Consider the following 12,750-nt stretch of genomic DNA (forward strand, 5'->3'; position numbering starts at 1 on the left):
GAATTTGCGGCACGTGGCGATGCCGTCGCGGAGACGAGCGCCGTGCTGCTCTTCGACGCAAGTTCGCTGGTGAGTATCGCCAACTCCGGCACGATTTCAAAACGCCCGATGCTCCCAGCTGCTAGAGGAGGACCGGCTCGAGAACGCGGAACGGGCGGTGCGCCCTGCGCGCAGCCCTGCGGGCACCCGGCCTGTCGTCCATGGCGCGACTGTACCCGGCCCCGGTTCGACGGTGGTGATGCGCATGAGGGCTGCGGCGCGACCGGGTCAGACACCCGCCCTGCGCCAACCGTCGGCGGCGCGGGCGGCGCGAATCAGCACGTCGCACAGTTCGCGGAGTTCGACCGCGGCCGCCCCCTCGTCGAGCGCGGTGGCGACGTCTTCCGCCGCGCATCGGACCTGGTAGACGCGGTCCGACAGGTCGGCGGCGTCGTCGGCCGACAACACCACCGCATCGGCGGGCAGGTCGCCCGCTCCCGCGCGGTTGAAGGAGGCCCGCTGTTCGTAGGCCCGCTGCCGGCACGACTGTCGGCAGTATTGACGGCGACGCCCCGTCCCGGCGTCGCTCACGTCGCGACCACACCAACGGCATGGCTGGGGCTGGGCGCGGCGGGTCACGTCGCCGACTTTAGCCGGAGCGCTTCGCGATCCCGGTATCATCAATGGTCGCGTCGCACACACCGCTCGTTTCTGGGGAACTACCCAGGGCGTCGTAACGTTGGCCTAACGAAGATCTGCAATGCCGAGCCATCTGGCTCAAAAGACCTAGAGGAGTAGCACACATGGCTGATCGCGTCTTGAGAGGCAGTCGCCTTGGGGCCGTGAGCTACGAGACCGACCGCAACCACGACCTCGCGCCGCGCCAGATCGCGCGGTACCGCACCGAGAACGGCGAGGAGTTCGAGGTCCCGTTCGCCGACGACGCCGAGATCCCGGGCACGTGGCTGTGCCGCAACGGCATGGAGGGCACCCTGCTCGAGGGTGACCTGCCCGAGCCGAAGAAGGTCAAGCCGCCGCGGACGCACTGGGACATGTTGCTGGAGCGCCGCTCGGTCGAGGAGCTCGAGGAACTGCTCAAGGAGCGCCTCGAGATCATCAGGACCCGCCGCCGCGGCTGACGCCGCCTATGCGTGAGCGCGGGCGGCTCGCACCCGGTTGAGCCGCCCCTCGACGCCCCATCGGGTGACCTTCGCCAGCGCCTCACGGATGTTCGATCCGCTCATCTTGGAGACACCAAGCTCCCGCTCGGTGAAGGTGATCGGCACCTCGACGATGGTGAACCTGTTGCAGACGGTGCGCCACGTCAGGTCGATCTGGAAGCAGTAGCCCTTCGAGTCCACCGCGTCCAGCCCGATCGCCTCGAGGACCTCGCGGCGGTAGGCGCGGTAGCCGGCGGTGATGTCGTGCACACCGATGCCGAGCGCCAGCCGCGCGTAAGTGTTCGCCGTCCACGACAGGGCCCAGCGCCGCCACGGCCAGTTGCGGACGTTGCCGCCCTCGACGTAGCGCGAACCGATGGCCAGGTCCGCGCCGGCGTCGACGGCGTCGAGTAGCAGGTGCAGCTGCTCGGGGGCGTGGCTGCCGTCGGCGTCCATCTCGACGAGCACCGAGTAGTCGTGGCTCAGACCCCAGGCGAAGCCGGCCAGGTAGGCCGCGCCCAGGCCGTCCTTGGCGGTCCGATGCATGACGTGCGTGCGGCCCGGATCGGCCGCCGCCAGTTCGTCGGCGAGTTCGCCGGTGCCGTCGGGGCTGCTGTCGTCGACGATCAGCAGGTGGACGTTGGGGCACGCTTCCTTGAGCCGGCGGTGGATCACCGGCAGGTTCTCCCGCTCGTTGTAGGTGGGGATGATCACCAAAGTCCGCTGGCTGGGCTGGTTATGGACGCCGCCCGGAATCAGGGGTTCCGGCTTGCCGCTGGTCATGTAGCTCCTCTGTGTCGCCCGACATCGGGTCGGCCGCCCTCCTCGGGCGGGCTGTCTTGCATGGTCTCCAGGCCAGTCTCAAGGCCTCCGTCGGGCGGAGTCCCGCGCACGTCGTCCGCGCCGCCCTCGTCGGGCGCGGTGCCGTTCGCGGTCTCCGCGACGCCGTCGCCGTCGCGCGGTTGGTCGGGCGGGGCACCTGCGTCCTCAGCGTCGTCCCGGGACTTGCGACGAATCGGCCACGGGAACCGCCCCGGGAAAGACCCCGAGGAGGAACCCGAGAAAGACCTATTGTGCCGTATCCCGGCCAGGATGGCCCCCGCGGCCGCCGCCACCAGGGCCCACTGGACGATCGGCCCCCAGCGGGTCGCCGGCGTCAGCTTCGTCTTCAGGCGCACCTGGATGTCGAGGTAGGCCGGCTGGAAGAAGTCGGTCCGCACCAGCTCGGCGCCGTCCGGCGCGATGACCGCACTGATCCCGGTGGTGCCCGCCACCACCACGTAGCGGTCGTGCTCGACGGCGCGCACCTGCGCGAACGCGAGTTGCTGTTCGCTCATTTCCTTATTGAAGGTGGCGTTGTTGCTCGGCACGGCCAGCAACTGCGCGCCGTTGCGGACCGCCTGGCGCGGGGCGCGGTCGAAGATCACTTCCCAGCACGTGGCCACCCCGACCGGGACGCCCGCGATGTGCACGACGCCGCTGCCGGCGCCGGGCACCATGCGGCCGGCCCGGTCGGCGTAGCTCGACAGGTGCTTGAAGAGCCACGGCATCGGCAGGTACTCACCGAACGGCTGCACGATCTGCTTGTCGTGACGGTCGGCGGGGCCCGTCGCCGGGTTCCACACGATGACGGTGTTGGTATACGCCGGGTCCTGCGGGGGGCGTCCCGGGACGTCGAGCACCGTGCCGATGAGGATCGGCGCTCCGATCGCCGCCGCGGCCTGCGCGATCTGCTGTGCGGCGTCGGGGTTGGCCAGCGGGTCGACGTCCGACGAGTCCTCGGGCCAGATCACGAACTGCGGTTGGGGGGCGACGCCGGCGCGCACGTCCTCGGCCAGGCGCAGGGTCTCCCGGACGTGGTTGTCCAAGACGGCGCGGCGTTGGGCGTTGAAATCCAGGCCCAACCGCGGCACGTTGCCCTGTACGGCGGCGACCGTGACCGACTGTTCCCCGCCGTTGCCCATGCCCGCGTGCCGCACCTGGGGCCAGACGACGATGGCAGCGAGCATCACCAGGCAGATGCACACGCCGGGCAGCACCACGGCGGGCGGCGGTGTCGCGGCCCCCGCGCCGGTGTCAGGCCGGGCCCGGTGCTCGGTGTTCCACCATTTCGCGATCTCCAGGCCGATCGCCGCCACGCTGAACCCGACCAGCATGATCGCGGTGGACAGCAGCGCCACGCCGCCGAGCTGCACGAGCGGCAGCAACGGGCCCCGCGCCTGACCGAACGCCACCTGCCCCCAGGGGAACCCGCCGAACGGGAGGATGGACTTCAGCCATTCCTGACCCGCCCACACCAGCGCGAACCAGACAGGCCACCCGGGCAGGCGCCGCACCACGACCGCGAACAGACCGAAGAGGGCGGGGAACAGCGCACACATCGTCGACAGCGCCAGCCAGGGCGCGGCGCCGACCAGGTTGCTGATCCAGGGCAGGAGCGGGACATACAGCGCCAGCCCGAACAGAAAGCCGTAGCCCAAGCCGCCGGCGATTGTCGTGGCACGGTGGATGAGCACCCACGCGAGCAGGGCGGCGGCGACGACGGCCGCCCACCACCAGTTCAGCGGCGGGAAGCTGGCGCACAGCAGCAAGCCGGCCGCAACGGCCACCACCAACCGTGGCAGGCGCGGCCGCAGCCCGGCCCATGCCCCGGGCAGCCGGGCGATCGCCGCGGCCCCGAGCCCCGCGGTGGCGGGCCGCGCCCGCGCCGCGGCTCCCTCGGGTTTCTCGGCGTCGGCGGCCTCCGCGACGCGGACCTCGGCGGGTTCCTCGTCACGTTCGGACTCGGCCTCCTCGCTGATGGGGTCGGCGTCCGGGCCGGTCGGCAAGCCATCGTCCCCGGGCTCGTCGTCGTTCTCGGCGGCGCCGGTACGTCCCGACAGCCATTCGCTAGCCATGGATCACCGCGCCCCGGTGCACCGTGCGCAGGCACCGCGGTAGGGCGTCCGTCGGGCCGAGCGCCGGCAGGGCCGGGACCCGTGAGCGCGGATCGGTGGACCACCGCTGAACCCCGTCTCGGGGGGCGCTGACCTCGAGGGGCCCGACGTCCCACACGGCATAGGAGGCGGGCGCGCCGGGAACCAGGGTGCCCGCTTTCCCGTCGCGAATGCCCGCCGCCCGCCAGCCGCCCCGGGTGGCGGCCGCGAACGCGGCGCGCGCCGAGACGGCGCTGCCGGGGGTGCGGTGGTTGGCCGCCGCGCGCACACTCGCCCACGGGTCGAGGCCTGTCACGGGGGCGTCCGTACCGAGCGCGAGGGGCACGCCTTGGGATGCTAACAGCGCGAGCGGATTGAGCCGGTGGCCTCGTTCGGCGCCCAGCCGCCGCGCATACATGCCGTCGGCACCGCCCCACAGGGCGTCGAAGTTGGGTTGGACGCTCGCGATGACACCCCAGGCGCCGAGCTTGGCGGCCTGCTCGGCGCTGACCATCTCCAGGTGCTCGAGACGGTGCCCGCAGCGGGCCACGGGCACCACGCCCAGGTCGTCGACGACCCGCTCGAACGCGGCGACCGCGGCCGAGACGGCGGCGTCGCCGATCACGTGGAAGCCGGCGGTCACCCCGGCCGTCGTGCATGCCCGCACATGGGCCTCCACGGCGTCGGGGTCCAGGTAGCAGGCGCCGACGCGGTCGGGGGCGTCGGCGTAGGGCTCGTGCAGCCAGGCGGTGCGGGAACCAAGCGCGCCGTCGACGAATAGGTCGCCGGCCAACCCCCGCGCGCCCGTCTCGTCGAGCAAGGCGCGGGCCTGTTCGGCGGTGGTCACCGCCTCGCCCCAGTAACCGATGACCTCGACGCCGTGATCGACGGCGCGCAGGCACCGCCAGTCCTCGAGGCCGCCGATCTCCGGGCCGGCGCATTCGTGCACAGCGACGATCCCGGAAGCGGCGGCCGCGTCCAGCGCCGCGGTCCGGGCGTCGGCGAGTTGCTCCGGCGTTAGCAGTTCGCGGGCGACGGCGCGCACCAGGTGATGGGCGTCGCCGGCCAGCGGCCCCTCGGCGCTGAAGCCGGCAGCCGCCGGCAGGTCCGGGGCCAGCCGCCGCAGCGCCGTCGAGGCGAGCGCGGAGTGGACGTCGACGCGGGTCAGGTAGGCGGGCCGGTCGCCGAGCGCTACGTCGAGGTCGGCGGTGGTCGGCGGCGAGTTCTCGGGCCACCCCGATTCGTCCCAGCCGTGTCCCCACACCGGCCGGTCCGGATGGGCGGCCGCGTGGTCGGCCAGCATCTGCAGGCACTGGCCGCGCGACCGCGCCGGGCGGAGGTCCAGCCCACTGAGCGTCAACCCGATGGCGCTGACGTGGACGTGGCTGTCCACGAATCCGGGCGCGACGAACGCGCCCTGCAGGTCTTCGACGCCGGCGCCCGGAAACTGACCCCGGCCGACGTCGTCGCTGCCAAGCCAGACGACCGCGTCGCCGCGCACCGCCATCGCGGTCGCGTCGGGGTGAGCCGGGCTATGCACCCGCCCGTTGACCAGCAGGGTGGTCTCGGCTCTCGTCTCGATGGGGCTCACAGGCCAAAACTACGGGGTCCACCCGTCAGGGGCGGCCCGCAGACCGATCCGGCAGGGCGGGCGGCTCGGTGTCGTACACGTCGATGACTTCGCCGTCGATGTAGTCGCGACGGTCCCCGACGTCGCCGCGCCGGGACGCGGTCGCGAAGGCGGTCGCGTAGGTGACCATCGGGACGCGCCCGCGCAGGCCGCGGACGGCGAGGGACGCCAGGGCGGGGGCCGCGACCGCGCGCACGGGAGGGGCCAGCAGCAGCAGGCCGAGCGCGGTGGTGACGATGCCGGGCACCATGACCAGTCCCATGGCGAGGGTGAGCATGGCGCCGTCGCTCGCCAGCGTCCGTCGTTCGCTCAGCCCGGACCGCAACTGCCCGATCCGGTGGATCAGGTGCGTGCCGGCCATCGGCGCGACGATGCCCCATCCGAGCAGGCCGGTGGCCAACAACACGAGCAGGGTCCAACCCCACCCGACCGTCGACACCAGCGCGACGACCACCGTGAGCTCGACGAGGGCATAAAGGAGAAACAGCCGCCAAACCATGTCACGCCAACGTCCGCGGGCCAGCCCCGAGTTCCCCTGGTGGCGCCCGGCGAGGCTGCAGTTAGATGACGCTATGACAACGATTCAGATCAACACCTCGGAAGGGCCGATCGATGCGCTGCTGAACGCCCCAACGGGGACGGGCCCGTGGCCGGGCGTGGTGGTGATCCACGACTTGATCGGTTACGGGCCGGACAAGCAGGCGACCAACGATCGCATCGCCCGGGCGGGTTATGTCGCGGTCACGCCGAACCTGTACTCCCGCGGCGGCCGGATCCGCTGCGTCAGCCGCGTGATGCGCGAGTTGATGACCCAGCGGGGCCGCGCCCTGGATGACATCCTGGCCACCCGCGATCACCTGCTCGCCATGCCGGAGTGCAGCGGGCGTGTCGGCATCGCCGGGTTCTGCATGGGCGGCCAGTACGCACTTGTCATGTCGCCCAAGGGGTTTGGCGCGTCGGCTCCGTTCTACGGCACTCCCCTGCCCCGCCACCTCAGCGAGACGCTGGGTGGGGCGTGCCCGATCGTGGCCAGCTTCGGCGGCCGCGACCCGCTTGGCCGCGGCGCCCCGGAACGCCTGCGAGAAGCGACCGCGCGCAACAACATCACCGCCGACATCAAGGTCTATCCCGGCGTCGGGCACAGCTTCGCCAACGACATACCGGGCCAGCCGCTGGCCCGGATCGCCGGGTTCGGCTACGACCGTGCGGCCACCGAGGACGCCTGGGACCGGGTGTTCGCATTCTTCGGCGAGCACCTGGGCGCGCCGGCCTGACTCAGCCGGCGGCCACCCGCAGCTCGAGGCCGACGTTGTCGTCCATGCCGCCGCGCAGCTTGCTGAAGAAGTTGAACACCTTGCCGACGACGCCGTACCGCTTGCCGATCGCGTCATAGACGAGGCCGGTCTGCGACTTGTCGAGGATCGTCGCGGTGCCCTCCACGGGCTCGCTGGTGGCCTGGCCGCGCATCGTGCAGGTGGCCAGGGTGACCCGCGAAGCGTTGCGGATCCGCCTGACCTTCCACGACTTTTCTCCGGTGATGACCAGGAGCCGGTCGCCGCTCGCGTTGTCCAAGGCCGCCCAGATCGGGGTCGGCTTGGGCCGGCCGTCCTTGGTGAACGTGGTCAGCAGGATGTATCGCGATTTCGCGAGGTCGGCGAAGGTGGGCGTCACGGTGTCAACCTACGCCGAATCGGCGATCCCGCGTCAGCCCTCCAGGTCGCCCTCGGTTTCCAGCAGCGCCTGCCGCAGCCCGTCCAGCGTCGCCGGCTCCGGTTGGGCCCACATGCCCCGGCCGGCGGCCTCCAGCAGCCGTTCGGCCATGCCGTGCAGGGCCCACGGGTTGGATTCGGCCATGAACTTGCGGTTCTCGGGGTCCAGGACGTAGCTCTCGGTGAGCCGCTCATACATCCAGTCGGCCATCACCCCGGCGGTCGCGTCGTAGCCGAAGAGGTAGTCGACCGTCGCCGCCATCTCGAAGGCACCCTTGTAGCCGTGCCGGCGCATCGCCGCCATCCAGCGCGGGTTGACGACGCGGGCGCGGAACACCCGCGCGGTCTCCTCCGACAGCGTGCGGGTGCGGATGGCGTCGGGCCGGGTGTTGTCGCCGATGTAGGCGGCGGGCGCTTGACCGGTGAGCGCGCGCACGGTGGCCACCATCCCGCCGTGGTATTGGAAGTAGTCGTCGGAGTCGGCGATGTCGTGCTCGCGGGTGTCGGTGTTCTTGGCGGCCACCGCGATGCGCCGGTACTGGCGGTTCATGTCGTCGACCGCCTCGCGGCCGTCCAGGTCGCGCCCGTAGGCGAATCCACCCCAGGCGGTGTACACCTGCGCCAGGTCGGCATCGTCGCGCCAGTTGCGGCTGTCGATCAGCTGCAGCAGGCCCGCCCCGTAGGTTCCCGGTTTCGATCCGAATATCCTTGTGGTGGAACGCCGTTGGTCGCCGTGCTGGGCGAGGTCGGCCTGGGCGTGCGCGCGCACGTAGTTGTCGGCGGCGGGCTCGTCGAGGTCGGCGACCAGCCGCACCGCATCGTCGAGCATGGTTACCACGTGCGGGAAGGCGTCGCGGAAGAAGCCCGAGATCCGCACGGTGACGTCGATGCGCGGGCGGCCCAGCTCCGCCAGCGGGATCGGAGCGAGGTCCACGACCCGGCGTGACGCGTCGTCCCAGACCGGTCGAACCCCCAGCAGCGCAAGGACTTCGGCGATGTCGTCGCCGGCCGTACGCATGGCCGAGGTGCCCCACACCGACAAACCCACCGACTGCGGCCACCGCCCGTGGTCGTCGCGGTAGCGGGCAAGCAGCGAGTCCGCCAGCGCCACACCGGCTTCCCAGGCGAGCCGCGACGGGACGGCCTTGGGGTCGACGGAGTAGAAGTTGCGCCCGGTGGGAAGCACATTGACCAGGCCGCGCAGCGGCGAGCCCGACGGGCCGGCGGGAACGAAGTGGCCGTCCAGGGCGCGCAGCACCTGATCGATTTCCGAGGCCGTGCCGGCCAGCCGGGGCACCACCTCCGTGGCCGCGAACCGCAGCACCGCGGCCACCGCGGGGTTATCGGTGAGACGGTCCGCGGCGTCGGGGTCCCAGCCGCCGGCCTGCAACGCCGCGACGAGTTCGCGCGCGGCGGCCTCGGCGTCGTCGACGGACGTCCGTTCGTCCGTGCCGTCCTCGGCCAGCCCCAGCGCCTGGCGCAGGCCGGGAAGGGCGTGTTCGCCACCGAACAGCTGGCGGGCCCGCAGGATCGCCAGGACGAGGTCCAATTCGGCATCGCCGGTGGGCTGTTGCCCCAGGATGTGCAGCCCGTCGCGGATCTGGACGTCCTTGATCTCGCAGAGCCAGCCATCGACATGCAGCAGCATGTCGTCGAACGAGTCCTCCTCGGGCCGTTCGGTGAGCCCGAGGTCGTGGTCCATCTTCGCCGCCCGGATCAGCGTCCAGATCTGTTGGCGGATCGCGGGCAGCTTGGCGGGGTCGAGCGCGGCCACGTTGGCGTGCTCGTCGAGGAGCTGCTCCAAACGGGCGATGTCACCGTAGGTTTCGGCGCGCGCCATCGGCGGGATGAGGTGGTCGACGAGCACGGCGTGCGCGCGCCGCTTGGCCTGGGTGCCCTCGCCGGGGTCATTGACCAGAAACGGGTAGATCAGTGGCAGGTTGCCCAGCGCCGCGTCGGAACCGCAGGCCGCGGACATCCCAAGCGTCTTGCCCGGCAGCCATTCCAGGTTGCCGTGCTTGCCCAGGTGCACCACCGCGTGCGCCCCGAACCCGGCGTCGACCCAATGGTAGGCGGCCAGGTAGTGGTGGCTGGGCGGCAGGTCCGGATCGTGGTAGATCGCGACGGGGTTCTCGCCGAAGCCGCGGGGCGGCTGCACCATCAACACCAGGTTGTCCGATTGGATTGCGGCGATGACGATTTCGCCGTCGGCGTGATTGCCGCGGTCGACGAACAGCTCGCCGGGCGGCGGCCCCCAGTGCTCGGTCACCGCGTCGGTGAGCTCGGCCGGCAGGGTGGCAAACCAATCCCGGTAGTCCTTGGCGGAAACACGGATCGGATTGCCGGACAACTGCTCCGAGGTGAGCCAGTCGGGATCCTGGCCACCCCGTTCGATCAGCGCGTGGATCAGCGCGTCGCCGTCGCCCGCCTCGACTCCGGGCACATCGCCCACCCGGTACCCGCGCTCGCTCATCGCGCGCAGCAGCGCGACCGCGCTGGCCGGGGTGTCCAGCCCGACCGCGTTGCCGATGCGGGCGTGTTTGGTGGGGTACGCCGAAAACACCATCGCCACCCGCTTGTCCGCCGGCGCGACGTGGCGCAGCCGGGCGTGCCGGACCGCCAGCCCGGCCACCCGCGCGCAACGTTCGGGGTCGGCGACGTAGGAGATCAGCCCGTCGTCGTCGATCTCCTTGAACGAGAAGGGGACCGTGATGATGCGGCCGTCAAACTCCGGCACCGCCACCTGGGTGGCGACGTCGAGCGGGCTGAGGCCGTCGTCGTTGGCGGCCCATTGGGCGCGCGGGCTGGTGAGGCACAGGCCCTGCAGGATCGGGACGTCCAGGGCCGCAAGGTGTTCGACGTTCCAGTTGTCGTCCTCGCCACCGGCCGACGCGGTCGCGGGTTTCAGGCCCCCGGCGGCCAGCACGGTGACCACCATGGCGTCGGCGTCGCCGAGCCGTTGCAGCAGCGCGGGTTCGGCGGTGCGCAGCGACGCGCAGTAGACGGGCAGCGCCCGCCCGCCGGCCTGTTCGATCGCGCGGCAGAGCGCTTCAATGTAGGCGGTGTTGCCGGCGAGCTGCTGGGCGCGGTAGTAGAGCACGGCGATGGCGGGGCCGTCGGGGGCGCCGGCATCCGGCCGCTCCAACTCGCCCCACGTCGGCGTGACCGCCGGGGGGCTGAACCCGAAGCCCGTCATCAGCACCGTGTCGGACAGGAACGCGTGCAGCTGGCGGAGGTTCTCCACGCCGCCGTGGGCCAGGTAGATGTGCGCCTGGACCGCGATGCCGGCCGCGAGCGTGGACAGGCCGGTCAACTCGGCATCGGCGGCCTGTTCGCCGCTGACCAGCACGGTCGGCACGCCGCTGGCGACGACGGTGTCGATGCCGGTCTGCCAGGCGCGGTAGCCGCCGAGGATGCGCACCACCACGACGTCGACGCCGGTGAGCAGGTCCGGCAGTTCCTCGTCGGACAGGCGCGACGGGTTGGCCCACCGGTAGTTCTTGCCGCTTGAACGGGCGCTGATCAGGTCCGTGTCGGAGGTCGAGAGCAGCAGGATGGTCGGGTCAGCCACCCATCATTCGTACCGCAGCGTCGCCGCGATGCGCTCGGCGACCTCGGCGGCCACGCGCAGCGCGGGTTCGCTGGGCCAGCGGTCCGACCGCGGCACGCGCGTCGGTCTGCATGCCGTGCCACAGCAGGACCGTGGGCCGCGACGCCTCGCCGTAGACATCGACCAGCCGCCCCGGCGCGTACTCCAGCGTCTGCACGGGCACTCGTGTGCCCAGGTTGCGGCGTGCTCAATCCGCACTTGTGCGCGGATGGTCGCGCCGAGCGTGTAATGAGCGCGAAAGAATCGGCGAAATGTCGCCGCCACTGCACGCTCGGCGCGATGATCCTCAGGCGGTGCGCACGTCGAAGTCGGCGAGTTCCGGTTGACGCAACAGCTCGTGGTGGGTTTCCGGCGTCCAGGGGAACAGTTCGGGCAGCCCGTCCTTGCCGAGGTACCAGCTGTTGCAGCCGGTGACCCAGATGGTCTGCGGCATCGCGGCTTTCATGGCCTCGTTGTATTCCTTGGTGGCCGCCTCAGTCGGCGCGGCGGCGCTTACCGTACCGTCGCGTAGCCGCTCGATCCACCACATCGCGTAGTCGGCCTGGTCCTCGGCGATCGGTATCAGCGATTGGTTGCCGATCGGCGAATGCGGCCCCATCAGCATGAAGAGGTTGGGAAATCGCGGCACCGCGATCGAGCGGTACGCCGTCGGTCCGTCGGCCCACGCCTCGTCCAACGTGAGCCCGCCCTCCCCGATGATTTCCATCGGGCGCACGTAGGCCCGCGCGTCGAAGCCGGTCGCGTAGACCAGCAAGTCCAGCTCGTGCAGCGTGCCGTCGGCGGTCACCACGCCTCGGGGCTCGATGTGGTCGATCGCGTCGGTGATGACCTCGACGCCGGGCTGCTGCACCGACCGGTAGAAACGGCCGGCCATGATCTGCCGCTTGCACATCGGCTGGTCGTTCGGGGTGAGCTTGGCGCGCAGTTCGGGGTCACGCACCGACAGCCGGAGGTTCCAGCGGCACTCGGCCTGCGTCAGACGCCGCTGCCACCCGGGACGGATGGGGGCGCGCCCGAACGTCTGCCGGAAGACCCACCCCCAGAACCGGTAGCCCACCGCGTTGAGCCGGGGCCAGCGGGACAGCGCCGCGCGGGTTAGCCGCGAGTAGCGCGGGTTGGGCATCGGGTAGATCCATTGCGCCGTGCGCTGGAAGATCTTGAGCTGTTTCACCGCGCCCCCGAGCTCGGCGATGATCTGCACACCGGTCGAACCGGTGCCGATCAGGCCGATCCTCTTGTCCGGCAGCGAGATCGAGTGGTCCCAGCGCGACGAGTGGAAGCTGGGGCCGGCGAACGTATCGCGTCCGGCGATGTCCGGGTAGCGCGGTACCCGGAGCACCCCGGTCGCGGTGATCAGCACGTCGAACGCTTCCTCGCCGCCGGCGGTGGTGAGCCGCCAGTGCTCGCCGTCGTAGCTGGCCCGAGTTACGTTGGCGCCGAACCGAATATGACGGCGAATACCGCGTTCGTCGGCCACCCGTCGGAAGTAGTCCTGGATCTCCGGCCCCGGCGGCAGCAGGTGCGACCAGCCGGGGTTCGGGCGAAACGAGTAGGAGTAATAGCGTGACGGGACGTCGCAGGTGAGACCGGGATAGGTGTTGTCGCGCCAGGTTCCGCCGACTTCGTCGGCCTTCTCGAAGATGGTGAACGAGTCGATGCCGGCGTCTTGCAGCTTGGCCGCCATGCACAGGCCCGACATCCCGGCGCCGATGATTGCGACTTGCACTGGGCGCTTTTGCGTCATGAC

8 protein-coding genes and 2 pseudogenes are annotated in these 12,750 nt (G+C 71.0%); 2 read left to right on the top strand and 8 right to left on the bottom strand.

Going from position 1 to position 12,750, the window contains the following annotated elements:
- Nucleotides 1-267 precede the first annotated feature (267 nt).
- Complete coding sequence (locus SKC42_RS24900) at nt 268-618, bottom strand: hypothetical protein (protein WP_442932255.1); 351 nt, start codon at nt 616-618, stop codon at nt 268-270.
- A gap of 164 nt (nt 619-782) precedes the next feature.
- On the opposite strand from SKC42_RS24900, the gene rbpA reads away from it, so the two are divergent.
- Nucleotides 783-1,118 (top strand): RNA polymerase-binding protein RbpA, encoded by a 336-nt coding sequence (gene rbpA, locus SKC42_RS24905; protein WP_330966910.1) that lies wholly within the window; start codon nt 783-785, stop codon nt 1,116-1,118.
- Nucleotides 1,119-1,124: 6 nt separating this feature from the next.
- Here rbpA and lnt read toward each other — a convergent pair.
- The 3 genes and pseudogenes from lnt to SKC42_RS24920 all read right to left on the bottom strand — a co-directional run bounded on the left by lnt (nt 1,125) and on the right by SKC42_RS24920 (nt 6,183).
- A pseudogene (gene lnt, locus SKC42_RS24910) lies at nt 1,125-4,036 on the bottom strand (apolipoprotein N-acyltransferase).
- Nucleotides 4,029-5,561 carry an amidohydrolase gene (locus SKC42_RS24915; RefSeq protein WP_330966935.1) on the bottom strand — a complete coding sequence of 511 codons (1,533 nt, stop codon included), beginning with the start codon at nt 5,559-5,561 and terminating at the stop codon, nt 4,029-4,031. Before SKC42_RS24915 ends, lnt begins: the two are co-directional and overlap by 8 nt.
- A 109-nt stretch (nt 5,562-5,670) precedes the next feature.
- Nucleotides 5,671-6,183, bottom strand: coding sequence for an FxsA family protein (locus tag SKC42_RS24920; RefSeq protein WP_330966911.1), 513 nt, complete (start codon nt 6,181-6,183; stop codon nt 5,671-5,673).
- A 73-nt stretch (nt 6,184-6,256) separates the two neighbouring features.
- Here SKC42_RS24920 and SKC42_RS24925 point away from each other — a divergent pair, with 73 nt between their 5' ends.
- On the top strand, nt 6,257-6,958 hold the full coding sequence (locus tag SKC42_RS24925; RefSeq protein WP_330966912.1) for a dienelactone hydrolase family protein: 702 nt from the start codon (nt 6,257-6,259) through the stop codon (nt 6,956-6,958).
- Between the two features lies 1 nt (nt 6,959).
- On the opposite strand, the gene SKC42_RS24930 is transcribed toward SKC42_RS24925, so the two are convergent.
- From SKC42_RS24930 to SKC42_RS24945, 4 genes and pseudogenes are all read right to left on the bottom strand, one after another.
- A complete protein-coding gene (locus SKC42_RS24930; RefSeq protein WP_330966913.1) occupies nt 6,960-7,355 on the bottom strand; it encodes a PPOX class F420-dependent oxidoreductase in 396 nt (131 codons plus the stop codon).
- A gap of 33 nt (nt 7,356-7,388) precedes the next feature.
- Nucleotides 7,389-10,964: a cobaltochelatase subunit CobN gene (cobN, locus tag SKC42_RS24935; RefSeq protein WP_330966914.1), complete on the bottom strand. Its 3,576-nt coding sequence runs from the start codon at nt 10,962-10,964 to the stop codon at nt 7,389-7,391.
- A gap of 73 nt (nt 10,965-11,037) precedes the next feature.
- A pseudogene (locus SKC42_RS24940) lies at nt 11,038-11,160 on the bottom strand (esterase); the annotation flags it as partial.
- A gap of 129 nt (nt 11,161-11,289) precedes the next feature.
- A complete protein-coding gene (locus tag SKC42_RS24945) occupies nt 11,290-12,747 on the bottom strand; it encodes a flavin-containing monooxygenase (protein ID WP_330966915.1) in 1,458 nt (485 codons plus the stop codon).
- Nucleotides 12,748-12,750 lie beyond the last annotated feature (3 nt).

The organism is Mycobacterium sp. 050134 (genome assembly GCF_036409085.1).
GTDB lineage: Bacteria > Actinomycetota > Actinomycetes > Mycobacteriales > Mycobacteriaceae > Mycobacterium.